The organism is Aequorivita sinensis (assembly GCF_006346335.1).
Classification (GTDB): Bacteria; Bacteroidota; Bacteroidia; order Flavobacteriales; family Flavobacteriaceae; genus Aequorivita; species Aequorivita sinensis.
In genome coordinates, this window is record NZ_VDMC01000001.1 from 640,548 (window position 1) to 667,503 (window position 26,956).

Below are 26,956 nucleotides of genomic sequence, written 5' to 3' on the forward strand. Positions count from 1 at the left end.
AAATTATTAGTATTGGGCTATTTTATTTTTTCTAAGCAATAAGTTGCTCATTCGGAATTATTGTTACACTTCTAGTTCTTTTTATCTTGTAACTCTAGTTCAAATATAGAATCTCGAAAACGCTCTTGCTTTTTTAATTCATTTTCTTCGTCTTCTTTTCTTTGATAATCTATTTTGTCTTTTAAAAACTTCTCATTTAAGTGAATGATTAAATTCTCCACTGCAATGTTTAGTTCTTTTACAGATTCTTGGATATTTAAAGAGTCTATATTGTCTTGATGTGATGTTTGGTATAATAATTCTGATCTAGTTTTTAGAACTAACAACCTGCTGTTTATAGGATTTGTATTAAGCGTATCTGGAATTTTTTTAAATAGAGAATCTGAAATTTCTCTAAGCCTCACTGCATGTTCTCGTAAGTCGCGGTAGTTACTTCCGTTAGCGCTTTTTGCTTCTTGAATAAGATCTTCCAAAACTCCCCATTTTACAGCTTGTTCTTTTGCAGGTTCTGAAAGTTGAGGATATGTATAGGTTGTATCGCCAAAAATTATAGACATATTGGTATTTGGCAATTCTACTTTTTGTTCTTCAGAATTATTTCCACAGGAAAAAAAGAAACTAATAGCTATTAAAATAGGAATTATAAACTTCATAAAAAATTAAAGAACCACAAATATACTGGTTATTAACGAAATGACACGTTAATTTTTTTAAAGGGAAAGAGTTGATTATCCGTATATTTGCACCTCATTTTGATAAAAAGAAAATTGATGAAAAAGAGGATTCTGATTATTGGGGCCTGTGGACAAATAGGAACAGAGCTAACAATGTATTTAAGACAGAAATTTGGGTCACATAAAGTTATTGCAAGTGATATCCGTGAAGGCGATGAAGAGCTTATGAATAGTGGTCCATTCGAAATATTGGACGCTACCAATTATGAAGCCATACAAGAGGTTGTAATTCGTTACGAAATAACTGAAGTTTATTTAATGGCAGCTATGCTTTCGGCTACTGCAGAGAAATTCCCTATGCGTGGGTGGAACTTAAATATGGATTCACTTTTTCACGTTTTAAACTTAGCTAAAGATAAAAAAGTAGAAAAGGTATTTTGGCCATCTAGTATTGCTGTTTTTGGACCTACAACTCCAAAAAATGATACCCCACAGCACACTATTATGGAGCCAAGTACGGTTTATGGAATTAGTAAACAAACTGGCGAGCGCTGGTGCGAATATTACAATAAGCGTTATGGGGTAGATGTTAGAAGTATCCGTTACCCCGGTTTAATTAGCTACAAGACCTTACCTGGTGGTGGTACTACCGATTATGCAGTAGATATTTACCACAAGGCACTTAAGCACAAACAGTATGTTTGCTTTTTAAATGCTGAAACAACGTTACCAATGATGTTTATGGATGACGCTATTCGAGCGACTGTGAACATTATGGAAGCCGATAAGGAAGATATTAAAATTAGAAGTTCGTATAATCTTGCTGGGATGAGTTTTGATCCTGAGGATGTTACTGCAAGTATCAAAAAGTACATTCCAGAATTTAAAATTTCTTACGAACCAGATTTTAGACAAGATATTGCCGATAGTTGGCCACAAAGTATAGACGATAGCGAAGCTAGAAAAGATTGGGGTTGGGAAAGCAAAATTTCATTGGATGAAATGACAGAGATTATGCTTACAAATTTGAAGGATAAGTACTAATGCCTTTAATCGGCATTTGCTGAAGTTATCAATAAAAACAAAAACAGGTTCAAAATTAATTGAACCTGTTTTTTTATATAAAATAGTTGGCTAATCAAGAAGTTTACGCTTCACAACTTGCGCAATCTTTTTTCTGAGCAAACTTTTGTGCAGCATTCATACTGTGTTGGTAGTACAGTGATTTCAAACCAAGTTTCCAAGCAGTTACGTGAATTTTATTAATCTCCTTAACTGGCATTTCTGGATGAATAATAATGTTTAAAGACTGACCTTGGTCAATGTGGTTTTGACGGTTAGCAGCTTGATAAATTAAATCCATTTGATCGATTTCAGAATAAGTTTTAAACACATCTTTTTCTTCATCGGTTAGAAAGTCTAAGTGCTGTACAGAACCGTCGTAATCGCGAATATTCCTCCAAACTTCAAGAGTATTCATACCTTTCTCTTCTAGTAATTTCTCTAAGAATGGATTTTTAATTGTAGTTTTTATCTTGGCGATATCTTTTACATAAATATTAGACCAGATAGGTTCGATACCTTGTGACACTTGTCCTAAAATAAAGGCGGAGGAAGTTGTTGGTGCAATAGCATTTAAAGTAGCATTACGTCTTCCGTAACCTTTAAGTACTTCTGGTTCCCCAAATTTTTCAGCTAATTCTTCCGAAGCTTTGTACGACTTCTCTTTAATAACTCTAAATATCTCACTGTTTAAGTTATAAGTTTCTTGGCTATTTAACGGAAGCATTTTAGATTGTAATAACGAGTGCCATCCTAAAACTCCAAGTCCTAAAGAGCGGTTATCCTTAGCGAAATTATACGCGCGCTCCATAAATAGGAAGGTTTGTTTGTCTTCGCGACTATCAGAGTCACGGTAAACTTCTAGTTTTTCAATGAATTCGGTAATTACAGCATCTAAGAAATATACCATAGTTTCAACGGCATCGGTATCTTTCCATTTGTCGTAGTGTAATAAGTTTACTGAAGATAGTACACATACAAACGACCAATTATCGTTAGATGGTAGCATTATTTCAGTACACAAATTACTAGCGTAAATAGGTAGGTTTTTATCTTTATAAACATCTGCAGCCGAATTGTTTGCGTTGTCTTTAAAGAAGATATAAGGGTAGCCCATTTCACCTCTTCTTTGCAATACTTTTGCCCAAATAGTACGCTTAGCTTCGTCTCCATCAATCATTTCCTGCATCCATTGGTTGGTTACAGTCACACCGTGCGTTAATTCTTGTATAGGATTCCCTTCAGTACCAATTTCTAAGAACTCCATAATGTCTGGATGCTCAACTGGTAGGTATGGTGAAAAACGACCTCTTCTAACCGAACCTTGGCTTACAACATCAACCATAGATTCAAAAAGCTGCATAATATGAACAGCGCCTGAGGCTTGACCATTATTTTTTACTTCAGCTCCACGATGACGAATTTTTCCAAAGTACCCTGAAGTTCCTCCTCCAAGTTTAGACATCATACCAACTTCAGATTGGGTGTAAAGTATATTCCCCATATCATCGCTAACGTGCGATCCAAAACAGCTGATAGGAAGTCCTCGTTCTTTTCCAAAGTTAGACCAAACAGGTGATGCTAAAGAGAAAAACCCTTCAGACATATAATGGTAAAATTTATCAGCATAACCTGGTATTTCTAAAATTTGTTCCGCTCTATCTGCAATTTCTCTAATGCGTTCTTCTGGAGTTACCCCTGGTGTAAGGTAGCCAGAAGCTAAAAAGTTACGACTGTGTTCTGTAAGCCATTCAAAGCCTTGTTTTTCTTCACTTGTATTGTGTAGTGCTTCTTTTCTAGCGTTTACTAAGTGGTCAGTTTCTGAATTTGACGTTGTGGTCTGTGTGTCGAGGTTGGTGTTTAGTTCGTTCATTTAAAAAAGGTCATCACTGGTTATACTTTGGGTTCTTTTGCTGTAGTTTATTGAGCGTTTTACGAAGAAATCTCCGTGCTTGGTACCGATAATCTCATCGTCAAACCATTCAGTTTCCGCTAATAAACTTTCGTCTATGTCAAATATTTTTTCAATTCCGATACTTTCAAGCGACTTGTTGAAACGATTTTTGATAAACTCGTTTACAACATTTTTTGGCAAGAAGTCTAATTCGCCATCTTCAAAAATCCAATCGATTATTCTGCTCTCGGCGATAAAAGCTTCTCTACACATTTCTTGAATCATATTGTGATAGCCTTCGTCAAACCAATCTGGATTCTCTTCTTTAATGATTTTTATTAAGTCAATTCCAAAGTCGCCGTGAATTTGCTCTTCTTTTGAAGTAGCCTCGACCACGTTTGAAATACCTTTCAACATGTTTTTATGCTTGTTAAAAGCCATGATAATCAAGAATTGCGAAAACAATGAAACGTGCTCGATAAAGAGGGAGAAAAGTAAAACAGATTCGGCGTAGTCCTTATTATCTTCACTTTTTGCATTTTTAAGTGCGGTTTCTAAATAGTGAACACGCATCATAATTACTGGCTTCTTCTTTAGGTTTTTAAACTCCTCGTTTAAGCCTAATATTTCAAGAAGGTGTGAATATGCATCGTGGTGTCTAACTTCACTTTCTGCGAAGGTCGATCCTACCGATCCGATTTCTGGTTTTGGCATTCTATGGTATAAATCGCCCCAGAAGTTTTTCACTGCTACTTCAATTTGAGAAATAGCCAGCATTGTATTTTTAATAGCGTTGCGTTCTACGTCGGTAAGACGAGTTTTAAAATCTTGGATGTCGCTAGTAAAGTTGAATTCGGTGTGAATCCAATATGAATGACGAATAGCTGGAACATATTCATAAAGCGCTGGATATTCGTATGGCTTTAAATTTATTCGTTTCTCGAATATGTTTAGCTTTCGTTTTTGGGTCTGTTGATTTCTGTAAAGGATATACCCTTTTGCTAGATCGAAAAATCCACTTTCCATCAATTTCGTTTCCACAAAATCTTGAACTTCTTCTACAGTTGGGATATATTTCCCATCCATGCTTTTTCTTTCTAGCAAAGCTTCATAAACCATCTCAGATATGCGCTTTGCATCCTCAGGTCCACCGTGATTTGCAGCGGTCATTGCTTTTAAAATTGCATCTGTAATCTTTTGTAAATGAAAGAGTTTGGTGGTAAAATCTCTTTTAATAACGTGGGTAATTTCCATAAGAATGCGTACTAAAAATTATAAATAGTATTCAAAGTATAAAGATGAAAATTATATCGATGTGATTTGATTGATTCGTCAATTTGTTGTCAAATGGTTATTAACAATTATTTAAAGTTGAGGAAATCTTTTGGAGCCTGAACATTTCAAAGCTTAGCGTGAAAATGGTAATGAATGTTGTTTGAATTTGTGTTAGATTTTAATGAAATCCTATTTTCAAAAAGCATGCTGGAGTGATTTAAATAACAACAATCTGGTTTCGAAATAAAAAAATAAGTTGGGAAATGCACAAAGCAAAACCCAACTTATAAATAACATTTGTTAATGTTTCTAACTTATTGAACTACTAATTTTTGAGTGTTAATTCCTTTTGTAGTTGTTGATCTAATGTAGTAAACACCAGACTGAAGATTAGCGATGTTCAAATTTGCTTCCTTCTTATTTAAATTAGTTTCTTTTAAAATCACTTTTCCAGTTGTGTCTACAATGTCAATGGCGGTAATTATATTTTTATCGCTTGAAATTGTAAATTGGTCTGTAGCAGGATTAGGGAACATACGTAAATTGTTTGCAAATAAATTTTGATTTGAAACGCCCATTGTTCCAAGTTCTTCATAATCATAGATATAATCACAAACATAAATTAACTCACCTAAATCATTCTCGGTGTACCAGTGTTCAAGTATTGGTTTGTTAACCATTTCAACTAAACTTTTTGTTTTTGCACCGTCCTCTGGATTTACAGGTAACACTAGTTGTTCAACTATGTAATCGGTGTCGTATTCATATAAATGTTTATTTGTAACTCTACTTCCGCTTGGGGTTTTGTGTTCCCACTTAATGCAGTTTTTATTGTCGTCGTAGTAAAACCATTCTACTCCAGGAACATACCACGCTGTTCCATCCCAAATTGACGGTTTTGAGCTTAATAATGTACCATCAGAATTGTAAGTGTATTCGATTTTCCAAGAGTCGCTCAAAGTTCCCGTTTGCCAAGTGTCTTTTACAAATTCTTCTAATTTTTTACCCTCGGCATTATAGGTAACGGTGCCAACTTCAATCAAATCTGTTTCATTAAAGTATAGCTCCCAAGACTCAAGTTGGTTGTTGCTGTTATAAAAATATTTATAAATTCCTCCTAGCTCAAAAGTCGAGCCTCCAAAACTATTGTAATTTTTTCGGGTGGTAAGATTTCCATCTTGGTCGTATTCGTAGTCCAAATAATAAACGTGGGTCCAGTTGCCGTTTATTTGTTGATATCCATCTAGTTTAATCACATTGTTTGCTACATCGTAAGTTAAAGTATCTCTATATCTAACGTTGTCATCTATAAGAAGTGCGTCTGTAGAACTCAATAACATATCTGAGTTATAAGTGTATTTTTCATACTCAAATCCGTCTGAAGATCGATATTCAGAAAGTAAGAATTCCTTTTCGATGTTCTGAGTAAAACCTATTGCTGTGCAAGCAAAAGACATGCAAACAAGTAAAATTTTTTTCATAAAAGATGTTTATTTAATTAGAGAATTAGGGTTTTGCTAACAAACTTACATCGATTTTAATAAAACGCAAATGGATTTCATAAAATTTAAAATTGAGCTAAACCCTTGTAATAATTGACATTAACTGAATTTCCTTTTTACTATTAAAGCCTTGGATATCAATGTAACTCTGTTGTTTCTAAGGTTGAATATTCAAGAATAAACTGCTAGTTATTGGAATTTGAATAAATATATCTATGGAAATAATCCAAGATAAAAAGGATAAATTCCAACATAGTGTTTAACTTTGAAATTAATAATTCAACTTCAGTATGTCTAAAAAAACTTTAAATGGTCGCGGAGCTCAGAAAAATATTCAAAATAGATTTTTCGAAAATAAGCACGAAATTTTAGATGAATATTTAAATTTCTGTGAAGTAGAAGGAGAGGAGGCCGATAGAAATAAAACTAACTATATTGGGGTATTCCCAAAGACGTTTGTTAACAAAGTAAATAGTCCCGATGTTGGAATGGGGTTTTCTGCAAACCCTTACCAAGGTTGCGAACACGGTTGTGTTTATTGCTATGCAAGAAATAGTCACGAATATTGGGGTTATGGTGCTGGGTTGGATTTTGAACGAAAAATTCTTTTTAAAAAAAATGCACCGCAACTTTTAGAAGAGAAAATAACTTCCAAAAATTGGGAAGGTGATACTATTGTTTTCTCTGGAAATACCGATTGTTATCAGCCTCTTGAACGCAAACTCGAAATAACAAGAAAGTGTTTAGAAATAATGTTGAAATGGAAACATCCTACAGGAATAATCACTAAAAATTCATTGATTCTTCGTGATTTAGACATACTGAAGGAAATGGCAAAACTGAATATAATTCAAGTTAATATTTCTATTACGTCGCTTTCCGAAGACACTAGAAGATTATTGGAACCTCGCACGGCCTGTATCAAACAACGGTTAAAAGCAGTTAAAGTTTTATCTGAAAATGGCATTCCAGTAAGGGTAATGATGGCCCCGATAATCCCTTCATTAAACAGTCATGAAATTCTACCACTAGTTAAGAAAGTAGCAGAACTTGGAGCGGTTGATGTGAATTATACTATTGTAAGATTGAACGGACAAATTGCTGAAATTTTTAAAGACTGGGCGTATAAAACTATCCCCGATAAAGCAGAACGCATTTTGAATCAAATTGCTGAATGTCACGGAGGAAGTCTAAACGACAGTAATTGGGGAAGACGTATTAAAGGAGAAGGAACTATTAGCGAACAAGTTAAAAACACTATGGCAATAGCTAAAAATCGATATCTAAAAGGTAAATCGAAAAAGAAGTTAGATACATCTCACTTTTTAGAACTTAAAAATCCACAGTTGAAATTGTTCTAATTTTGTGTTCATCTTAATCTTAATAGATAAACGTTTTATTACAATATTCTTTAATTGTTATTTTATAAACTGTGTAATCCGTAACATTATTACAAATGTTTTCTGTTTGCTTTAGTATATTTACGACTTACTTTCAGCAAAAATGAAATTTTTCTGTTCTGCTATTTTAATAGTACTTTCAATATCAACTTCACTTTCTCAATCGGAAGGTGAATTTTCACATCTATCTTTCGATGGTATTAACGATACAATACAGAAATATTCATATACCGACGTAGATAGAACCATCACTGCTGCAAATGCTTATATTTTAAAAAGTCAACGAGAGAATGACTTAATAAATGAATGGGTTGGTCTAAACGCTATTGCCGTTTCCTATTACCATAATAGGATGTTTAAAGAGTCTAGCGAACAGTCTGAAAAAAATATGCATTTTGCCCAAAAACATAACTTGCGTGAACAAGAAATGGAGTCACTGGCATATTTGTCGGATTTGCAATTGGTAGTTAGTGATGTCTCAACACAATTGGAGTATTATGAAGATCTTCTTCAGTTGGCTGAAACGTATAAGAGTGATTTTTATAAACAGATAGCCTATAATAAAATTGCTTCCGTTCTTGATGTTAGTGGCGATACTAGAAAGGCAATAAATATTCGTAAAAAATCGCTTGATTTCTTTGAAAATAAAACGGTAGATTCAACTTTCACACAAAAATCTATAAACTCCAAAATAGCCATGATAAGTTTTTACTTATCAAATTCTTACCTCGAGCTGGAAAAAGTAGATTCGGCAAAATTATATGTCGATAAAATAAAACAATTTTCTGAAAAGGATTTAGATACATGCTATATGGCTTTTTCGTATGCTGCAGAAGCTGAGATTGCTTATACAGAAAAACGTTTTAAAGAGGCTAAAAAACTCTATCACAAATATTTTGATGTTTGCCCAACCGAATACGATCTTATAAAAATAAACTACGCCTATCTTATAGGTAAAATTGAATTGGCAGAAGGTAATTATCACTTAGCTAGCGAAATTTTACAGAAAGGTTTAGATGATTATAATGTTACTTCTGTTGAAGAAGGCTTTATGAAAGATTATTATGAGAAACTTGCGGAAGCCTATAAACAAACAGGAAATTTTGAAAGAGCGAGTTTCTATTTTGAAAAATACCTTACTTCAAAAGAAAAACAGACTGAACTCAAGGACAGTGCCAAAAAATCACTATTAGAGAATGAAAGAGAAGCTTTTAGAAATGAAGTCAATTCGCTTGTAACCGAAAAAGAAAAGAAGCAATCTTACCTTAACTATTTAATGTTAAGCGCATCCCTTGTAATCCTAATTCTACTATTCGTTTTACTTCGCTTTTATAAAAACAAAAAGGCAAATGAGTTTAAATTCGAGCAATTACTGGCCAAAATTGAAGCTGCCAAGCAATCAGATGAAATTATAGATACGAAGGATGAGGATTTAGAAGAAAAAAACAGTAATGATGTACCCGAAGACATTAAGCAACAAATTTTAGATGGTCTTAAAAAACTTGAAAAGCAGGAATATTTCTTAAAGCAAGAATGTAGCTCCTATAATGTTGCCAAGAAAATAGGCACAAATACTTCTTATCTTTCCAAGGTTATCAATTCGCACTACGGAAAAAACTTCAATACATATATCAATGATCTTCGTATCAATTACGCCATACTTCGTCTTAAAAATGATGTAATTTTCAGGTCGTATTCTATTCAATCTATCGCTGAAGAAGTAGGTTATAAATCGGCAGACTCATTTACTAAATACTTCAAAAAAGATACAGGATTAAACCCTTCTTTTTATATTAAAGAAATCAAGAATATCGCCTAAAAACCCCATTTCAACCCGAAATTTATAAATATAGGGTTGGGGAATTCCTATCACTTCAGAATAACAGAAATAAACCGTGGCGCTAGTATTTTAAGTGTCTCCCACGTTTTAAGTGTATCCCTATTTTCCTAAATCTCGGGATGCTTCTCTTTTATTATAGTGTTTTGTGATGCAGCTTTGTTTTAGAAATCCACAATTAAAACTTCGTAATATGAACTCACAAAACCCTAAAACTGAAATCTCATCACAAGTAATAATTAAAACCAATGGTAGGTCAATTTCGATTGTGAAGCATTGGCAAGGCGACTATATCATTAAAAATAAATTATGATGAAGAACAAGACCGCAAGGCGAATTCAAATAATAAAATTTGCCATTGGCGTCATACTAGGCGTAACTATTTACCTTTCAATCAAACTAATATTTTAAACCAAACACTTATGACAACAATATTGAAGTTTTCAATCGCACTTACAATGCTATTTTTAGTAGGAACTGTAAATGCGCAAAAATTAGACGGAGCATACAGCGGAACTCTTGAAGTTCAGGGAATGCAGATGGAGCTTATTTTCAACATTTCTCCTACAGATGATGGGCATAGGGCAACCCTGGATGTTCCTATGCAAGGAGCAAGCGGAATAGAACTTGATTCTGTAGTTTTGCAAGACGAAAATGTTACCATTACTTCCGCCAAAATGGGTCTGACCTATACTGGTGCAGTTTCTGGAGAAACTATTGAAGGAACTTTTGAACAAATGGGACAAAAATATCCATTAACCTTGAAGAAAACAGTAAAAACAAAACCAGGAAATACAGCGCTCCCATCAACCGATGAGGAATTGGCGAAACTAGCGGCAAAGTCTAAAGGAAATTTTAAATATTCTGTTGAAGATTATTTTAAAACTCCTGAAGCTTATTCTTTTCAACTTTCACCAGACGGCAAGTTTATTAGCTACTTAAAGCGAAGAGAAACTGGAGAACGAGATTTGTATTTAAAAGAAACCGCTACCCAAAAAGAAACGTTACTTATTAAGCAAGATGAAGATGTAATTCGTGGCTTTTTCTGGGCAAATAATAACAGAATTCTATACATGCAGGATAAAGGTGGAGATGAAAACCACCACGTTTATGGAGTGGATGTAACGGGAGAGAATAAAAGTGAATTAACACCTTTTGAAGGGGTAAAGGTAAATATTATTGAATCCTTGAAAGAAGATGAAGATCACGTGATTGTTCAGATGAATAAAGACAATCCGCAGCAAGAGGAGCCTTACCGTCTTAATATTAATACAGGTGAAGTTACGAAGCTATATACCGTAAAAGCCGGTGATCCACCTGTAAGTTCTTACGATTTTGATAGAAAAGGAAACCTACGCGCCATCAATAGAATTGTAGATGGTATTAATATGGAATTACTTTATAAAATTGACGGAGAATTTAAACGTGTAAAGCTTACAGAGTTTGGAGATACATTTGGAATTATCTCATTTAACCCAGCTACCGAAAATCCTGATGACGCTTATGTAATTTCAAACCTAGATGGCGATAAAATTGAAATCCAACTTTACGACTTAAAAGCAAATAAGAAGCTTAAAACACTTTTCAGTAACGATACATTTGATGTTTCGGGTGTTTCACTTTCAAGAAAGAGAAACTATGAAATAGATTACTTCAGCTACACGGGGGAGAAAACAGTTGTTAAACCAGTGAGCGAAACCTATAAAAAGATATATGCTCGTTTAAAAAAGGAATTTGGAGAAAAGCAATTTTTCACCATAGGAAAAACAGATGATGAATCTCAATATATGATTGCTGTAACAAGTGATAAAATTGTAGGGGAGTACTATATTTATGATGTTGAAAAGGATACAGTAACACTATTATACAAGCTTTTACCACATCTTAAAGCTGAAGATATGGCTACTATGAAGCCAATTAAATTTCAAAGTCGCGATGGACTTACTTTGTATGGCTACATCACTTTACCTGCAGATTATAAAAAAGGTCAAAAATTGCCATTAATAGTAAATCCTCACGGCGGACCACAAGGCATTAGAGATTACTGGGGCTTTAATCCAGAAGCACAATTATTTGCAAGCAGGGGTTATGCCACATTACACGTTAATTTTAGAGTTTCGGGTGGATATGGAAAAGAATTCCTAAAAGCTGGTTTTGGTCAGATAGGACGTAAGGCAATGGACGATGTAGAAGACGGTGTAGATTACGCAATTGCTCAAGGCTGGGTAGATAAAGATCGCGTTGCAATTTACGGCGGAAGTCACGGTGGGTATGCAGTATTAAGAGGAATGACAAAAACTCCAGAAAAATATGCTTGTGGAGTTGACTATGTTGGAGTTAGTAACCTTCATACTTTTATGGGCACTATCCCTCCATACTGGGAAAAATATCGCGAGTTGTTATACAAAATCTGGTACAACCCAGAAATCCCAGAAGAAAAAGCTATTATGGATGAAATCTCTCCAGCTTTGCACGTAGATAAAATTACGAAACCACTTTTCGTTGTCCAAGGAGCTAACGACCCAAGAGTAAACATCGATGAAGCCGACCAAATTGTTGAGAGTTTACGCAGTAAAGGTGTGGAAGTGCCTTATATGGTAAAATACGATGAGGGACATGGTTTTGCTAAAGAAGAGAACCGCTTGGATTTTTATAAGGCGATGATGGGCTTTTTTGCTCAGCACTTGAAGTAGACTTAAGACCGCTGCGCTATAAGACGTAGGACTTAAGACTAAAAAAATCCTGAAATTATAAAACCTATTGGACGTCAAGTTTGATAGGTTTTTTCATTTGTTTGCGCTCTTCACGCCTTTGCGGTAATTATTTCACCGCAGAGACACAGAGGACGCATAGTTTTATTTTTTACCATTCCATTCTGCGTAGAATTGTGCCAGAAATGTTTCCATAAACACATGTCTTTCTATCGCAATTTTACGTCCGGTTTCGGTGTTCATTCTATCTTTTAGAAGCAAAAGTTTTTCGTAGAAATGGTTAATAGTGGGAGCGTTAGAGGCTTTGTATTCCGAAGGAGACATATTTAATTTTGGTGTTATTTCGGGGTCGTAGAGTTTTCTATTCTTGAAACCTCCGTAATTAAAAGTACGAGCGATTCCAATTGCTCCTAGGGCGTCTAATCTATCTGCATCTTGTACAACTTCGAGTTCTAGGGAAGTGAATTTCTGAGTTTTATTACCTCCACTAAATGAAACATTTTCTATGATTTTCACCACGTGCTCGATGATTTCTTCGCCAACGTTTTGGGTTTTTAAAAACTCTCTCGCTTTTTTTGGCCCAACAGTATCATCTCCATTGTGAAATTTTGAGTCGGCTATATCGTGAAGCAAAGCTCCTAAGGCAACTACAATTTTATCAACTTTTTCGCCTTCGGAAATATGTATTGAATTTTTGTAAACCCTTTCAATATGAAACCAATCGTGTCCGCCTTCTGCATCTTTCAATTCATCCTTAACAAATGCAATTGTATTGCGGATTATTTCTTCTACTGAAGCGTCGTCGAAAATGGATGTTGAAGTCATTATTTTAAGAATTAATCAAAGTGTAAACAATAGGTAGCAATCTTGGGAAGGAGTTTGTAGGTTTTCTTCGTATTCATCATTTAAATACGATAATTTAAGTGTTTCTAAGTTTAATTTCTAGGCTCTAGCGGCAGAGCGAGTCTAGCTTCTTTTCAAAAAACACTAGCATTTATTTATGAATCTTTGACACCACAGTCTCTTCCACCTGGTCGATTAGGGCCTCAACTTCATAATCCGAAATTTTTAATGCTGGGTGGGCAATTAGCTCTAAACAAACCCCCATTTGAATTGGGAACATCCCGTTGCGCTGTAATTTCCAAGAATTATTGATAGTAACGGGAACTACATATCCTTCAGGGATTTTTTTGAAAAGGGTTTGCAATCCAGTTCTTCTAAATGGCTTTGGAACTCCGGTTTTACTTCGTGTTCCTTCAGGAAATATAACTCCACTTCTATTGTGCTGTTGAAGATATTTTGAAAACTTAACCATTTCAACAATAGCTTGTCTCGGATTTTTTCTGTCAATTAAAATCGAGCCCCCATGACGCAAATTGTAGGAAATAGAAGGGATTCCTTTACCCAATTCTATTTTTGAAATAAACTTAGGGTGATACCTTCGCAAGTACCAACTTATCGGCGAAATATCCCACATACTTTGATGATTGGAAACAATTATAATAGGTACGTTAATAGGAATATTATTACTTATCTCAACGTGAAATCTAGTTCCAACAGCGTGCAGACAACGCAGGATTGTCCAGTTAAAAATATCGACAGTTTTTTTATGTGCTGAGTATCCAAACCAATTAAAAGCAACCCATTGAATAGGGTGAAAAATCAATATTGTAATGCCGAAAAGCAGGTAAAACAATACTGTAAAAGGATAACTAATAATTTTTAAAAGTGTTTTCATTGGTTGTCAAAAGTAAGAAAACCGCCTTAATTAAGACGGTTTTTGTATTCGCTTATTTTCAGTTCTCCTTTTTGAAAAACTTTATTTTTTGGACTTCGACTTGTTCTTTAGTGTATTTCGGTCTATATAAATATAATTATAAACGCTAACGATAACAATTAGTAGCCAAAAGCCTCTATAAAGCCAGTTATTTACTTCCTTCCCTAACAAATACGAAACACTAGGGTTTTCATACAAGTTGTAAGCTATTGCTCCCAAAGCTAAAATGCCTATAACTATGGTTAAGGGTTTGTTCAGCTTAATCACCGGATGTATTTCTGTTTAGCAATATTCGTTATATGCATTTTTAAGGTTTTCAGCAATCATATCAGCTGGTCTCCCTTCAATGTGATGACGCTCTAACATATGTACTAATTCACCATTTTTGAATAATGCCATAGATGGTGAGCTAGGAGGGAAAGGAACCATTTGTGCTCTTGCAGCATCTACAGCTTCACGGTCAACTCCTGCAAATACAGTTACAAGGTTATCTGGTTTTTTATCGTTTTGAAGAGACATAGCAGCACCTGGACGAGCATTAGCAGCTGCACATCCGCAAACAGAGTTAACAACTACTAAAGTAGTTCCTTCTTTTTTTAGTGCTTCTTCAACGTCGTTTGCTGTATATAATTCGGAAAAACCTACTTTAGTTAGGTCCTCACGCATTGGTTTTACTAGTTCTGCTGGGTACATAATATTTCTTTTTTAAGTGTATTAAATTTTTGATGCAAAGATACTAATTCTTATCTAGAAAAGTTCCAAATAACAAAATCCAAATCCCAAAAAATCCCAAATTGTAAGCTCGAAACTTTAAAGGTCTAGAAAATCTTAAATAGTGATATTTTTAGAATCTTATACTTATTTAGATTTTGGGTTTTGAAGTTTGGTGGTTTTCCTTTATTTGAAATTTGAGTTTTGTTTTTTTAATTCAGTACTTTTGTCGCTTCAAAAAAACAAAATTCACGTTTATGCTTCGTTGGTTATTAGCCGTTTTAGGTTATTTTTTATACCGTTTTCCAGGTGCAATTGCAGGATTTTTTATTGGAAGTCTCTTGGATAACATAAGCGTAAGAGGTAAAACTTTTCAAACTTCTTTTGGATCTACACGCCAACAAGTTACGCCAGCCGATTTTGAGTTAAACTTACTTTCCTTAGCTTCATTAGTGATTAAGGCCGACGGGAAAGTGAGTCAGACAGAGTTAGACTTTGTAAGGCAGTATTTTGTTCAAGCTTACGGGAAAGATCGGGCAAATGCCACTTTTAGAGTTTTTAACGAAGTAATTAAAAACAGAGAGATTTCTGCCCAAACTATCGGCACGCTTCTACGCCAACGGACGCGTTATGAAAGTAGATTGCAGATTCTTCATTTTTTGTTCAGTATTGCCAATGCAGACGGCACTGTTTCTACTGCTGAGGTTAATGAAATAAATAGGATTGCTGGTTTTTTAGGAGTCCATGCACGTGATTTTGAAAGTATAAAAGCGATGTTCTTTAAAAATCCGGACAGCGCCTATAAAATTCTAGAAATAGACCGAAATGCAACCGCTGCCGAAATTAAAACGGCCTACCGCACCATGGTGAAAAAATATCATCCCGATAAACTTACACATTTGGATGAAGCCCACCGAAAAGGGGGTGAAGAAAAATTTAGGAAAGTGCAGGAGGCTTACGAGCAGATTCAGAAGGAGCGCGGGTTTTAAAATAAATCATAAAAAAGTGTTAAAAATTTTTGTTTTTGTAAAAAAAAAAGGATATGTTTACACAGTTGCAACATAACTGAATATAAATCTTTAGTTTTAAACATTATGAAAAAATTATTTTTTACATTAGCATTTTGTTTGTTTTCATTGGGAGCATTTGCAGCAAATAGTACTTTAATAGAAAACAATGAAAAAACTGATCGGATTGAATTAATTACAGAAACAGAAAATTTAATTTCCGATAATTGTGAAATTTTAGTAACCGTTATTACGACAATTAATCACGGTACTTGGATAGAAGTGATTGTAGAAACTTTTACACTTCCATGCTAAATATCTAGTATGAAATATTTTTTATTATTTTTTTTAATCGTTTCGGTTTCTTATGCACAAACAGGAAAAATTGTCTATTCATCGGTATTGAATTTTGGTGGAGGTCAAGTTAACAAAACTAAGAATAATCTTTTTTTTACTAAAGATGCTTCTATTTATCAACCTCAGCTAAAACGTAATAATAAAACCGAGAAAGATCAAAATACAAAAGAAGATGCAGGAAATAATAGAAATGTTGAAATAAACATTAAAGTAGGGACGGATGAAATTGGAAATTTATATTATAATAATTTACATAGTCGTACAATAACATGTAGAGAACCAATATATAATAACAGTGTTCTAAAGTACTATCTTTATGATGACAACGCTTCTATAAAGTGGGTATTGCTCGATGAATTTAAAGGTATATCTGGCTATAATTGTCAAAAAGCTACTACAACTTTCAGAGGCAGAAATTATGAAGCTTGGTTTACAAGTGAAATACCGCTCTCTTTCGGTCCGTGGAAATTTAGTGGGTTACCAGGCTTGATTCTGGAAGTTTATGATTTAACAGGCGAAGTATATTTTAGCTCAGAACATATACAAATACCATTTAAAAATGCAGAGAGTAAAGTTCAAAAACCTTCTGTTGATACTATTCTTGAACATCGAGAGTTTATTGAAAAATCTAACAAGGCATCATCTACTGTTATACAGGCGATGCGTGCACGCTTACCTAAAGGTGCAAAACTTGTTTCATCTGAAATCAAAAGAAATGGTATTGAATTAGAATACGAGTGGGACACAGAATAAAGAAATATTTCATATTGATTATAAATTGCCTGGTACTTTCGTTATCGGGCAATTTTGCTTATTCCCAAAGCCTTGTTTCTGGAACGGTTTCAGATACTTTACAAAAACCCATTCCCTATGTAAATGTTTTTTTAAAAGCTCAAAATGAGGATGGCATAATTGCTTTTACCACTACACAAGAAAATGGTAGCTATGAACTAATAACGGATAAAGTTGGCAATTTTGAACTGACATTTAGTTCCATTTCGTTTCAAAAAAAGACAGAAGTGCTCTCCTTAGAAAAAGGTAAAAACTACAATCTCAACGTGGTTTTAAAAGAAGAGACCTTTTCACTGGACGAGGTAATAATAAATTCTGAAAAGGCAATAACCATAAAAAAAGACACTATTATTTTTAAGGCAGACGCCTTTAAAAAAGGAAATGAAGAAACGGTGGAAGATTTACTAAAAAACATCCCTGGAATTAATGTGGATGGTGATGGTAAAATAAAAATAGGAGGCAAGGAAGTTGAAAAAGTGATGATTGAGGGCGACGATCTTTTTGAAAAAGGATATAAACTGCTTACCAAAAACCTAGATGCGACGGTAATTAATAAAGTTGAGGTTTATGAAAAATATTCTAATAACCGATTATTAAAAGGGATTGAGGATAGCGACCGAGTGGCGCTTAATCTTACCTTAAAGAACAATGTGAAAAATAAGTTGTTCGGTTCCTTAAAACCTGGTTATGGTCTTGCTTCCGAAAATAGGTATGATGCCAGTGCAAATATTATTTCCTTTAGAAAAAAAGATAAATTTTATGGCTTTACCAATTTCAACAATGTTGGTTTAGAGACCACGGCAGCCCTTTCGGAAATGATGGATTCGGGAGAAGGAAATGAACTTGGCAGTACAGCGAAGACTCAAACAGCAGCATCATTTATTAACTTGATAAATCACAAACCAGATGTTGGCGAGGAGCGTACCAATTTCAACAATGCCGAAATGGCCTCCCTAAGCGATATTTATACCATAAGCCCAAAATTAAAATTAAAGACCATCGGGTTCTTAAATTGGGACGAAAACGATTTCTTCCGAAAATCTACGGATACCTATTTTTTACCGACAGGAGATTTTACTACCACAGAAGATTATAGACTTTACGGAAAAACATTCTCAGGATTTGCAAACACACAATTAACCTATGACAAATCCAAAACCGAAATAATAGAATATTCTGGAAAATACAGTGGCAATCGTACTCGAACCAATACTTCGCTCCAGTTTAACTCAGATCTTTCCAATGAAAACTTAAACGAAGATCCATTTACAATAGATCAAAGATTTAAATACATCAACAAATTAAAAGCGAATCAAGCCCTGCTTATAAATGGATATTATGTTCATTCGGATAATCCGCAAAACTATGGGAACAATCGATTTTTGTTTGAGGATTTATTTCAGAATGACAATCAAATTATCGGCGTTTTCCAAGAAAGTAGGCAGGCTTTAAATACTGCCGGTTTTGATGCCGGTTTATTTACTAGAAGAACAAATAATGATTTGTGGGAAGCAAAAGTTGGCTTGGATTATACTTATAACGACTATAACTCTGTTTTTAAGCTTGACGGTATTGATAAAAAACCCGAAGAGTTTCAGAATAATTCAAAATATAAAGAATTCAATATCTTTTTTGAACCGTCGTATCGATTAAAATTGGGTTCGGTGGCGCTTACGGGGAATGTACATTTCGCAAAGCACTTTAACCATCTAGAAGCTGAGGATCAAAACCTTGATTCATCACCATTCTTTATCAATCCAAAAATAACTGTAGACTGGGAATTGAACAAAACCAACCGCATTCTTTCCTTTTTTAAATATGAAAGCAAAAACCCCTCCTTAAGAAGTGTTCAGAATGGATATGTACTTATCCAATACAATCGATTTTCAAAGGGCTTGGAAAATATTGAACCTTTAAGATCCAGTACCTTCTATTTAAATTATACCTTAGGCACTATATTAAGTGTTTTTTATGCGAACACTTCATTTATCTATGTGAAAAATTATGATTACCTCGGTTCTAAATCGGTGATTACGCCAGACTACACTTTAAATGAATTAATACGTTTAAAGGATAAGGATTTTATAAGTTTCCAGACAGATTCCAATATTTATCTCCAGTGGTTAGCTTCAAACATAAAACTGAAATTGGGATATAACAAACAGAATTTTCAGAATAGCGTAAATGGTAATTTGCGAAAGGTAAGCTCTTCAACCTTTAATTATGGCGGCGAATTAAGATCTGCTTTTATAGGGCCACTCAATTTCCATATTGGAACAGAATGGTTTAATAGCGAATACAAAACCACCATAAAACAGAAAAATATTACAAACCGAACCTTTTTGGATATAGTGTACCAGCCATTGGAAAAGCTAAATCTCTCTTTGAATTCGTCTAGGAATTATTTTTCAAATTTGGATAAAGATAATAATACCTATTACTTTATGGACTTTGAAGGGAAGTATCAAATCATAAAAAACAGACTTTCTTTATCATTGGTTGGAAAAAACCTGTTGAACACCAAAACTTTTAGAAACATCAATATTGACGATACAGGAATTTTTAAATCCGAATATCAACTTTTGCCGAGATTTCTTCTATTAAAAGCGAACATTCGCTTATAGAAATTAATTCTCTACAATTAAAAACTTCTATATTTCCTCCTCGTTTTTTCTTTTTCCAGTTGTCTTTCAATTATCAAACGCGCCAAAGTTTCTCCGGCAGATTCTTTTTCTGCATTTTCGGCAAGTGCGGCCACAGCTTTTTCTTGTGAAATATCAATTCGATATAAAATAGCTATTAGTTTATTATAATCGCTTAACATTAAAGAGTTCAAATAACCAGCTAATTTTTCTTTTAGCTCTTCATACGATCGATCTTTAATGGAACCAAGTTTCTCTGAGGCAACTATTTCATAGCTCCATCGCAAAGCTTTTATTTTATCATCATCTTTTTTCAAACCACCAAAGTTTTATAATTCCTAAAGAGTCAGAAATCAAAAATTAAAACTTCATCTTAATTACCTTCTTTAGCTCTCAACTTTATAAAATCGTATAAAAGTCGAACACCAACTCCAGTTCCTCCCGAAGGATTAGAACCTTGCGCATCTTTTAAGAATGCAGGACCAGCGATGTCTAAGTGTATCCAATCGTAATCAGTAAAGTGCTCTAGAAATTTCCCCGCTGTACTAGCACCCCCTACTGGACCTCCAATGTTTTTTAAATCGGCAACATCACTCTTAAGAAGTTCTTCAAACTCTTTCCAAAACGGTAGCTGAATAAGACGTTCGTAGGTGTTTTCTCCGGCTTGTTTTAATTCATCCATTTTCTCCTGCTTATTTCCAGCCATGGCTATTCCAAAAGGTCCAGTAATGGCCGCAGCTGCACCGGTTAAGGTTGCCATATCCACTACAAGTTCAGGTTTATATTGTTTGGCATAAGATAAAGCGTCTGCTAAAATAAGTCTACCTTCAGCATCTGTGTTTTGAATTTCTACCGTGGTGCCATCCATCATTGTGATAACATCATCCACTAAAAGCGCTTTTCCATCGATTTTATTATCAGTAGCAGGTACAAGTCCAATTACATAATATGGAAGTTCATTTTTAGCTACAGCTGCCATTATTCCAGCCACAGTTGCTGCTCCACCCATATCCGATTTCATAGTAGACATATGTCCTCCCGTTTTTAAGGAATACCCTCCAGTGTCGAAAGTCACACCTTTACCTACCAGAACAAGCGGTTGCTTATTACTTGCATTCTTAGGTTTATAGGTCATAATGTTAAAAGTAGGAGGAACTTCCGAACCTTGGTTTACACCCAAAAGTCCGCCCATACCTAATTCCACTATTTTATCCTTTTGAAGAACTTCAACGTCAAAACCGTACTTTTTTCCTGCTTCAGCTATTCTTTCAGAAAACATAACCGAATCCAATTTATTTGGCGGCTCATTTACTAATGTTCGAGTTAATGCAACCCCGTTAATTAAATTAGTTACTTGAGTGAGAGAGGTTTCGGAAAATTCGTCATTTGAAACATAAACTTTCAATTCTTTGTTTTCTTTCTTTTTAAGGTAAGGGTTGAATTTATAACTCCCCATAAGTAGACCTTCTAAAAAGGAGTTTTTTGACTTATCTGTCAAACTGTTTAAGCCTTCCAGAATAGAAATTTCAGAATTTTCTTTTGCTAATGCTTTGTAAAGAGAAATTCCGAGTTTTCTATTTTTTTCAGCATCGTCAGTGGTAGCAATCACCCAAAAGCTTTGTGAATCTTCAAATGTGGTAATAATTTCATCTTTTTCATTTTTGAAAATTGAAGTAATCTTTTTCGATAACGAAGAATTTAGATTGTGCTTCTCCAATTGTTTTTCTTCAGAAATGAAAACAACCTTTGCTGCGTCCTTAGAGGTATTATTAGTTGAATTATAAGAGATTAATTCAAGGTTTAAATAAGAGTTTTTCAAGTCGATCAAGTTTTTAAATTAAAAAATCAATATACACATTTTTGATGTTTTGGATAGTGAATACAGTGAGTATTTTGAACTTGAATTTACTGTGTAATAGAAGCAAATGAGCATCATTAGACTACAACTTTTAGATTAATCTAAATATATTTTTTAAACCAAAAAAATTATATCTTTGCATAAACTTAATTTTGTTATGACTTTTGCGGAAGAAAACTATTTAAAGGCGATTTTTCATTTAGAACTAGAAAGCCAAGGAGAAGTTAGTACTAATGCTATTGCAGAGAGTATGGAAACAAAACCTTCGTCGGTGACTGATATGGTTCAAAAACTGGCTGAAAAGAAAATGCTTGTTTACAAACGATATAAAGGAGCTCAGCTAACTGAAAAAGGTAGAAAAATTGCTGCAGATGTAATTAGAAAACATCGACTTTGGGAGGTTTTTTTAGTTGAAAAGCTCAATTTTCATTGGGATGAAGTTCACGACATTGCTGAACAATTAGAGCATATTAAAAGTGAGGAATTAATTAATCGTTTAGACGATTTTTTGGGGAACCCAGACTTCGATCCTCACGGGGATCCTATTCCAAACGAGCAGGGAGTAATGAAGCGAACAGAGAAAAAGCTGCTTTCCGAATTAAAGAAAAATCAAATAGGTATTTGTGTTGGTGTTAAAGAAAGCTCAGGGGAGTTTTTGCAATACTTAGATAAAAAAAATATCAGTATAGGCACAAGAATTACGGTAATGGGGAAAGAATTTTTTGATGGCTCAATGGTTATTGAAGTTCAAAATGAAAACTTCTTTATATCAAAAACAATTGCCGATAACCTGTACGTACAGACAAGTTAAGGTTTGTTTACTATATAAAATAGCTCAAAAAATATTATAAATAATGAAGAAAATTTTAATAATCGGTTTAGCTATACTTCTCTTTGGCTGCAAAAATGCTGCGGAGGATAATGGTAAAATTAAAGTGGTAACTACTACAACTATGCTTACCGATTTAGTGAAAAATATTGGTGGTGATGCCGTTCAGGTGGAGGGTTTGATGGGCGCTGGAGTAGATCCGCATTTATATAAAGCAAGTGAAGGCGATGTTTCAAAACTCTACAATGCCGAGATAATATTTTACAGCGGTTTGCATTTAGAAGGAAAACTAGTAGATGTATTTGAGCGAATGGAAGCTAGTGGTAAAAAAACTATCGGGTTGGGGGAGTTCATTAATAAAGACGAATTGATTTCCTCCAAATTATTTGCTTCCAATTACGATCCACACGTTTGGTTTAATATTCAGTTTTTTAAGCAGTTTGCGAATAAAGTAACTGACGTATTATCTGAAGCACATCCAGAAAAATTAGATTATTTCAGTGAAAACAATCGGGTTTATCAAGAAAAACTCGATGCGTTAGAAATTGAAGTCAAAGACAAGATTGAAACCCTTCCGAAGGAGAAAAGAATATTAGTGACGGCTCACGACGCTTTTAATTACTTCGGAAATAAATACGGCTTTGAAGTGGTAGGTCTTCAAGGACTTTCTACAGCTACAGAAGCTGGAGTGCAAGATGTTCAAAGACTATCAGATTTTATTATCAACAATAAAGTTAAAGCGATTTTCATAGAAAGTTCTGTTCCGCGTCGTACTATAGAAGCCCTTCGTGAAGCCGTTCTTTCAAAAAATCACGATGTCACTATTGGAGGGTCTTTATATAGTGATGCTCTTGGAAATCCAGGGACCGAAGAAGGAACTTATATTGGAATGTTTAAGTACAATGTGAATACAATAGTGGAAGCGCTGCGATAGTTTTGAAATCGAAATCGAAAACGAAAACGAAATCAATGAAAATGGATTCTTTAAGTATAGAAAAGTAGTTCAAGACTTCGTCGCGGGCCTTCTTGCGATGTTCTGATCTTGCTGAAGAATTGGCCTAAATATTTAAATAATATGAATGAAAAATTAGCGATAAGTGTTGACGACCTCACGGTTGCTTACAACTATAAACCTGTACTATGGGATATAGATCTGGAGGTACCCGAAGGTGTGCTAATGGCTATAGTAGGCCCTAATGGTGCGGGAAAATCCACTTTAATTAAATCTATTTTAGGGATAATAAAGCCCATTGCAGGGAGTATTTCAATTTTTGGAAAACCTTACGATAAGCAACGTAAGCTTGTAGCTTATGTGCCTCAAAAAGGAAGTGTAGATTGGGATTTTCCTACAACAGCCTTAGATGTAGTGCTAATGGGTACCTATGGCAGTTTAGGTTGGATAAAACGCCCTGGACAAAAAGAAAAGAAAGCTGCTCTGGAAGCCTTGGAAAAGGTGGGCATGCTTTCATTTAAAAGTAGGCAAATTAGTCAGTTAAGTGGAGGACAGCAACAGCGAATATTCTTGGCACGAGCTTTAGTTCAAAACGCTTCTATATACTTTATGGACGAACCTTTTCAAGGTGTGGATGCCACAACGGAAATTGCAATTATCAATATTTTAAAAGAATTACGAAAAGCCGGTAAAACTCTCGTTGTAGTTCATCACGATCTCCAGACCGTTCCAGAATATTTTGATTGGGTGACTTTTTTAAACGTGAAGAAAATTGCAACAGGCCCCGTGAAAGATATTTTTAATGATGATAACCTGACAAAAACCTACGGGATTAATTACAAGGTGGCGGTTAATAAATAGAGGATAAGGGTCTTTAGTCGGTAGTCTTTAGTCGTTAGTCTTTAGTCGTTAGTCTTTAGTCGTTAGTTTAATGTTGAATGTATATTAGTGATCAGGATAATTTTAATTAATTCACTATGGAAGAAGTAAAATTTAGTTTTGAGGAATTGCGAGTTTATCAAAAGTCATTAGATTTTGTTGATGAAGTTTATAAAATTACCAAGGAATTTCCTAACGACGAACGTTTTGGTTTAACAACTCAATATCGAAGAGCAGCACAGTCTATTGCGTTAAATATTGCAGAAGGAGCAGGAGATACAGATGCACAGTTTAATAGGTTTTTAAATGTCGCTCAAGGCTCCATTAAAGAATGTGTTGTATGTTCAACAATTGCAACCAGACAAAAATTTATTACTACTGAAACTAATAATGAGACTCGATTAACACTTTCGCAAATAGCAAAAATGACTACAAATCTTCAAAAATATTTGAAGTAAATTTTAATTTTTCAAATTACAAGACCAAAGACCAAAGACCAAAGACCAATGTCAATAAGTGAATATTTTAATCTACTCTGGACCGATTATACCCTGCGAACTATTACGTTGGGGACTGCGGTGTTGGGGGCTATTTGCGGGATGTTAGGGAGTTTTGCAGTGCTTCGAAAGCAAAGTCTGTTAGGAGATGCAATTTCGCACGCAGCCTTACCAGGAATCGCAATTGCTTTTTTAATTACGGGTTCAAAGGACACTTACATTTTATTAATGGGAGCATTAATTTGTGGGTTGATTGGAGCTTTCTGGATACGAGGTATCACAACAAAAACCCACTTAAAGAGTGATACTGCCCTGGGATTGGTGTTGTCGTTGTTTTTTGGTTTTGGAATGTTGTTGCTTACTTATATTCAAAAACAATCTAATGCCAATCAAGCAGGATTAGATAAATATTTATTTGGACAAGCAGCTACACTAGTTGAAAGTGATGTGTTCATAATGATTGGTGTTACAGGAGTGTGTTTAATAATACTTCTGCTTTTCTGGAAAGAATTTAAAATAATGCTTTTTGATATGGATTACACTAAAACCCTAGGGTTTAATGTGCGATTTATCGATTCACTTATTACGTTTTTCATTGTTTTGGCTATTGTTCTCGGACTTCAAACAGTAGGAGTGGTATTAATGAGCGCAATGCTATTGGCGCCTGCTGCTGCTGCTAGACAATGGACAAATAGTCTAGGCACTATGGTAATTTTAGCGGCTATAATTGGCGCTTTAGCAGGGATATTCGGAACTGCAATTAGCGCAACTCAAAACAACCTATCCACAGGACCAGTAATTGTATTAGTAGCCGCAGTATTCGTATTGTTTTCATTTATCTTCTCACCAGGTAGAGGAATTGTATTTAGAGAAATCCGATTTAGACAAAACAGAAATGACTTACAATTGAAGAAAACACTTCAGTTTATGTACGATATTGCAAAAACGCATCAAAATATTTCACATCCACACGCCATTCGTATTTTAAATAATTTCCAAGGATTTTCTAAAAATTCCCTTCGTAAAATGGAAGAAAAAGAATGGATAACATTAAAAGGCCAAGAGTGGTCTTTGACCAATATTGGATTTGAAGAAGCTAAAAACTTATATAACCAACAATTAAAAGATGAGTAATCCACAGCTGGAAATACAACTAATCGCAGCTATTGTCGCAGTTGCATGTGCTATACCTGGAGTTTTTCTAGTTCTTAGGAAAATGGCATTAATAAGCGATGCTATTAGTCACTCAATTTTACCTGGAATTGTAATTGGATTTTTCATCACTCAAGATTTAAACTCGCCTTTACTTATATTATTCGCTGCGCTTACAGGAGTCATAACTGTGATTCTTGTTGAGGTAATTCAAAAAACGGGCTTAGTGAAGGAAGATACGGCCATAGGCTTAGTTTTTCCTACTATGTTTAGTATTGGGGTTATTTTAATCGCCAAGAACGCCAACGATATACACTTAGATGTAGATGCTGTTCTATTAGGAGAACTTGCCTTTGCGCCTTTCGATAGAATGTTTATTTCAGGAATGGATATGGGGCCAAAATCACTTTGGGTGATGGGCGGAGTTTTACTAGTTTCTATAACACTTCTAATTCTGTTTTTTAAAGAATTAAAAGTGAGCACTTTTGACGTAGGATTGTCGTCAGCCTTAGGGTTTTCACCGGTTGTATTGCACTATGGACTTATGTCTGTTTCTTCAGTAACCATAGTTGGTGCCTTTGATGCAGTAGGAGCTATTTTGGTAGTAGCCTTAATGATTGCACCCGCAGCAACTGCCTATTTACTTACCAACGATTTAAAAAGAATGTTGGTTTTATCTGTTGTGTTTGGAGTGTTTTCTGCAATAGCTGGATATTGGTTGGCACATTTATTGGATGCTTCTATATCGGGTTCTATGACAACTGTATTAGGAATTGTTTTCCTACTTGTTTATTTATTCGCACCTAAAAAAGGTTTGATTTCAGTTTTATACAGACAAAAACAACAGCGAACAGAAGTTTCGTTAATTACTTTTTTACTGCATTTAAATAATCATACAGAAAAGAGCGAACGTCATATAAATCACTTGCAAGAGCACATAAATTGGCAAAAAGTTAGATCGAAATCTGTGGTGGATCTGGCGTTAAAAAATAATATGATCACCATTGACAACCACATTGTTTCCCTTACTGAAAAAGGAAAGGAGTTTACCGGTAAGGCCTTAGATTATATCCTTACTAACAGAGACGATAAAATTGAAAACATAAAGGATGATTTCTTTTTGTTTAGAGGCTAAGCATTTTGAAAGT

23 protein-coding genes are annotated in these 26,956 nt (G+C 34.5%); 14 read left to right on the forward strand and 9 right to left on the reverse strand.

Annotated features, from left to right (window positions below):
• Positions 1 to 71 precede the first annotated feature (71 nt).
• The gene (locus tag FHP04_RS02865) at positions 72 to 653 is read right to left on the reverse strand and encodes a hypothetical protein (protein WP_139854341.1); all 582 of its coding nucleotides are present in this window, start codon (positions 651 to 653) and stop codon (positions 72 to 74) included.
• Between the two features lie 117 nt (positions 654 to 770).
• On the opposite strand from FHP04_RS02865, the gene FHP04_RS02870 reads away from it, so the two are divergent.
• Entirely contained in the window at positions 771 to 1,718 is a 948-nt protein-coding gene (locus tag FHP04_RS02870) for an NAD-dependent epimerase/dehydratase family protein (protein ID WP_139854343.1), read from the forward strand.
• Positions 1,719 to 1,821: 103 nt separating this feature from the next.
• Here FHP04_RS02870 and FHP04_RS02875 read toward each other — a convergent pair whose 3' ends face one another.
• From FHP04_RS02875 to FHP04_RS02885, 3 genes are all read right to left on the reverse strand, one after another.
• Positions 1,822 to 3,609, reverse strand: coding sequence for a ribonucleoside-diphosphate reductase subunit alpha (locus FHP04_RS02875; protein ID WP_139854345.1), 1,788 nt, complete (start codon positions 3,607 to 3,609; stop codon positions 1,822 to 1,824).
• The gene (locus tag FHP04_RS02880) at positions 3,610 to 4,884 is read right to left on the reverse strand and encodes a ribonucleotide-diphosphate reductase subunit beta (protein ID WP_139854346.1); all 1,275 of its coding nucleotides are present in this window, start codon (positions 4,882 to 4,884) and stop codon (positions 3,610 to 3,612) included.
• A 335-nt stretch (positions 4,885 to 5,219) separates the two neighbouring features.
• Positions 5,220 to 6,386, reverse strand: a complete 1,167-nt coding sequence (locus FHP04_RS02885) for a T9SS type A sorting domain-containing protein (protein WP_139854348.1) — start codon at positions 6,384 to 6,386, stop codon at positions 5,220 to 5,222.
• A gap of 311 nt (positions 6,387 to 6,697) precedes the next feature.
• Here FHP04_RS02885 and FHP04_RS02890 point away from each other — a divergent pair, with 311 nt between their 5' ends.
• From FHP04_RS02890 to FHP04_RS02900, 3 genes are all read left to right on the forward strand, one after another.
• The gene (locus FHP04_RS02890; protein ID WP_139854350.1) at positions 6,698 to 7,768 is read left to right on the forward strand and encodes a PA0069 family radical SAM protein; all 1,071 of its coding nucleotides are present in this window, start codon (positions 6,698 to 6,700) and stop codon (positions 7,766 to 7,768) included.
• 142 nt (positions 7,769 to 7,910) lie between these two features.
• Positions 7,911 to 9,626: a helix-turn-helix domain-containing protein gene (locus tag FHP04_RS02895; RefSeq protein WP_139854352.1), complete on the forward strand. Its 1,716-nt coding sequence runs from the start codon at positions 7,911 to 7,913 to the stop codon at positions 9,624 to 9,626.
• Positions 9,627 to 10,066: 440 nt separating this feature from the next.
• On the forward strand, positions 10,067 to 12,337 hold the full coding sequence (locus FHP04_RS02900; RefSeq protein WP_139854354.1) for a S9 family peptidase: 2,271 nt from the start codon (positions 10,067 to 10,069) through the stop codon (positions 12,335 to 12,337).
• 162 nt (positions 12,338 to 12,499) lie between these two features.
• Here the strand turns inward: FHP04_RS02900 and FHP04_RS02905 are convergent, their stop codons facing one another.
• From FHP04_RS02905 to FHP04_RS02915, 3 genes are all read right to left on the reverse strand, one after another.
• Positions 12,500 to 13,180 carry an HD domain-containing protein gene (locus FHP04_RS02905; RefSeq protein WP_139854356.1) on the reverse strand — a complete coding sequence of 227 codons (681 nt, stop codon included), beginning with the start codon at positions 13,178 to 13,180 and terminating at the stop codon, positions 12,500 to 12,502.
• A 169-nt stretch (positions 13,181 to 13,349) separates the two neighbouring features.
• Complete coding sequence (locus tag FHP04_RS02910; protein WP_139854358.1) at positions 13,350 to 14,093, reverse strand: lysophospholipid acyltransferase family protein; 744 nt, start codon at positions 14,091 to 14,093, stop codon at positions 13,350 to 13,352.
• A gap of 321 nt (positions 14,094 to 14,414) precedes the next feature.
• On the reverse strand, positions 14,415 to 14,825 hold the full coding sequence (locus FHP04_RS02915) for a BrxA/BrxB family bacilliredoxin (RefSeq protein ID WP_139854360.1): 411 nt from the start codon (positions 14,823 to 14,825) through the stop codon (positions 14,415 to 14,417).
• A gap of 275 nt (positions 14,826 to 15,100) precedes the next feature.
• Between FHP04_RS02915 and FHP04_RS02920 the strand changes: the two genes are divergently transcribed.
• The 4 genes from FHP04_RS02920 to FHP04_RS02935 all read left to right on the forward strand — a co-directional run bounded on the left by FHP04_RS02920 (position 15,101) and on the right by FHP04_RS02935 (position 19,623).
• A complete protein-coding gene (locus FHP04_RS02920) occupies positions 15,101 to 15,832 on the forward strand; it encodes a TerB family tellurite resistance protein (RefSeq protein WP_139854362.1) in 732 nt (243 codons plus the stop codon).
• A gap of 105 nt (positions 15,833 to 15,937) precedes the next feature.
• Complete coding sequence (locus FHP04_RS02925; RefSeq protein ID WP_139854364.1) at positions 15,938 to 16,165, forward strand: hypothetical protein; 228 nt, start codon at positions 15,938 to 15,940, stop codon at positions 16,163 to 16,165.
• A gap of 9 nt (positions 16,166 to 16,174) precedes the next feature.
• Complete coding sequence (locus tag FHP04_RS02930; protein WP_139854366.1) at positions 16,175 to 16,960, forward strand: GLPGLI family protein; 786 nt, start codon at positions 16,175 to 16,177, stop codon at positions 16,958 to 16,960.
• Positions 16,945 to 19,623, forward strand: coding sequence for a carboxypeptidase-like regulatory domain-containing protein (locus tag FHP04_RS02935; RefSeq protein ID WP_158319108.1), 2,679 nt, complete (start codon positions 16,945 to 16,947; stop codon positions 19,621 to 19,623). Before FHP04_RS02930 ends, FHP04_RS02935 begins: the two co-directional genes overlap by 16 nt.
• 17 nt (positions 19,624 to 19,640) lie before the next feature.
• Here the strand turns inward: FHP04_RS02935 and FHP04_RS02940 are convergent, their stop codons facing one another.
• Both FHP04_RS02940 and FHP04_RS02945 read right to left on the reverse strand, forming a co-directional pair.
• A complete protein-coding gene (locus FHP04_RS02940) occupies positions 19,641 to 19,958 on the reverse strand; it encodes a hypothetical protein (protein ID WP_139854370.1) in 318 nt (105 codons plus the stop codon).
• Positions 19,959 to 20,014: 56 nt separating this feature from the next.
• The gene (locus tag FHP04_RS02945) at positions 20,015 to 21,460 is read right to left on the reverse strand and encodes a leucyl aminopeptidase family protein (protein WP_139854372.1); all 1,446 of its coding nucleotides are present in this window, start codon (positions 21,458 to 21,460) and stop codon (positions 20,015 to 20,017) included.
• 196 nt (positions 21,461 to 21,656) lie between these two features.
• On the opposite strand from FHP04_RS02945, the gene FHP04_RS02950 reads away from it, so the two are divergent.
• The 6 genes from FHP04_RS02950 (at position 21,657) to FHP04_RS02975 (ending at position 26,943) form a co-directional block, all read left to right on the forward strand.
• Positions 21,657 to 22,310, forward strand: a complete 654-nt coding sequence (locus FHP04_RS02950; RefSeq protein ID WP_139854442.1) for a metal-dependent transcriptional regulator — start codon at positions 21,657 to 21,659, stop codon at positions 22,308 to 22,310.
• Positions 22,311 to 22,353: 43 nt separating this feature from the next.
• The gene (locus FHP04_RS02955; RefSeq protein ID WP_139854374.1) at positions 22,354 to 23,262 is read left to right on the forward strand and encodes a metal ABC transporter solute-binding protein, Zn/Mn family; all 909 of its coding nucleotides are present in this window, start codon (positions 22,354 to 22,356) and stop codon (positions 23,260 to 23,262) included.
• Between the two features lie 141 nt (positions 23,263 to 23,403).
• On the forward strand, positions 23,404 to 24,141 hold the full coding sequence (locus tag FHP04_RS02960; protein ID WP_139854376.1) for a metal ABC transporter ATP-binding protein: 738 nt from the start codon (positions 23,404 to 23,406) through the stop codon (positions 24,139 to 24,141).
• Between the two features lie 116 nt (positions 24,142 to 24,257).
• Positions 24,258 to 24,617, forward strand: coding sequence for a four helix bundle protein (locus tag FHP04_RS02965; protein WP_139854378.1), 360 nt, complete (start codon positions 24,258 to 24,260; stop codon positions 24,615 to 24,617).
• Between the two features lie 48 nt (positions 24,618 to 24,665).
• A complete protein-coding gene (locus tag FHP04_RS02970) occupies positions 24,666 to 25,790 on the forward strand; it encodes a metal ABC transporter permease (protein ID WP_139854380.1) in 1,125 nt (374 codons plus the stop codon).
• Positions 25,783 to 26,943 carry a metal ABC transporter permease gene (locus tag FHP04_RS02975; protein WP_139854382.1) on the forward strand — a complete coding sequence of 387 codons (1,161 nt, stop codon included), beginning with the start codon at positions 25,783 to 25,785 and terminating at the stop codon, positions 26,941 to 26,943. Before FHP04_RS02970 ends, FHP04_RS02975 begins: the two co-directional genes overlap by 8 nt.
• The last annotated feature ends 13 nt before the right edge of the window (positions 26,944 to 26,956 follow it).

Bases quoted from the DNA above. Each gene is read 5' to 3' on its own strand.
- FHP04_RS02865 (WP_139854341.1), bottom strand. From the start codon at position 653: ATGAAGTTTATAATTCCTATTTTAATAGCTATTAGTTTCTTTTTTTCC.
- FHP04_RS02870 (WP_139854343.1), top strand. From the start codon at position 771: ATGAAAAAGAGGATTCTGATTATTGGGGCCTGTGGACAAATAGGAACA.
- FHP04_RS02875 (WP_139854345.1), bottom strand. From the start codon at position 3,609: ATGAACGAACTAAACACCAACCTCGACACACAGACCACAACGTCAAAT.
- FHP04_RS02880 (WP_139854346.1), bottom strand. From the start codon at position 4,884: ATGGAAATTACCCACGTTATTAAAAGAGATTTTACCACCAAACTCTTT.
- FHP04_RS02885 (WP_139854348.1), bottom strand. From the start codon at position 6,386: ATGAAAAAAATTTTACTTGTTTGCATGTCTTTTGCTTGCACAGCAATA.
- FHP04_RS02890 (WP_139854350.1), top strand. From the start codon at position 6,698: ATGTCTAAAAAAACTTTAAATGGTCGCGGAGCTCAGAAAAATATTCAA.
- FHP04_RS02895 (WP_139854352.1), top strand. From the start codon at position 7,911: ATGAAATTTTTCTGTTCTGCTATTTTAATAGTACTTTCAATATCAACT.
- FHP04_RS02900 (WP_139854354.1), top strand. From the start codon at position 10,067: ATGACAACAATATTGAAGTTTTCAATCGCACTTACAATGCTATTTTTA.
- FHP04_RS02905 (WP_139854356.1), bottom strand. From the start codon at position 13,180: ATGACTTCAACATCCATTTTCGACGACGCTTCAGTAGAAGAAATAATC.
- FHP04_RS02910 (WP_139854358.1), bottom strand. From the start codon at position 14,093: ATGAAAACACTTTTAAAAATTATTAGTTATCCTTTTACAGTATTGTTT.
- FHP04_RS02915 (WP_139854360.1), bottom strand. From the start codon at position 14,825: ATGTACCCAGCAGAACTAGTAAAACCAATGCGTGAGGACCTAACTAAA.
- FHP04_RS02920 (WP_139854362.1), top strand. From the start codon at position 15,101: ATGCTTCGTTGGTTATTAGCCGTTTTAGGTTATTTTTTATACCGTTTT.
- FHP04_RS02925 (WP_139854364.1), top strand. From the start codon at position 15,938: ATGAAAAAATTATTTTTTACATTAGCATTTTGTTTGTTTTCATTGGGA.
- FHP04_RS02930 (WP_139854366.1), top strand. From the start codon at position 16,175: ATGAAATATTTTTTATTATTTTTTTTAATCGTTTCGGTTTCTTATGCA.
- FHP04_RS02950 (WP_139854442.1), top strand. From the start codon at position 21,657: ATGACTTTTGCGGAAGAAAACTATTTAAAGGCGATTTTTCATTTAGAA.
- FHP04_RS02955 (WP_139854374.1), top strand. From the start codon at position 22,354: ATGAAGAAAATTTTAATAATCGGTTTAGCTATACTTCTCTTTGGCTGC.
- FHP04_RS02960 (WP_139854376.1), top strand. From the start codon at position 23,404: ATGAATGAAAAATTAGCGATAAGTGTTGACGACCTCACGGTTGCTTAC.
- FHP04_RS02965 (WP_139854378.1), top strand. From the start codon at position 24,258: ATGGAAGAAGTAAAATTTAGTTTTGAGGAATTGCGAGTTTATCAAAAG.
- FHP04_RS02970 (WP_139854380.1), top strand. From the start codon at position 24,666: ATGTCAATAAGTGAATATTTTAATCTACTCTGGACCGATTATACCCTG.
- FHP04_RS02975 (WP_139854382.1), top strand. From the start codon at position 25,783: ATGAGTAATCCACAGCTGGAAATACAACTAATCGCAGCTATTGTCGCA.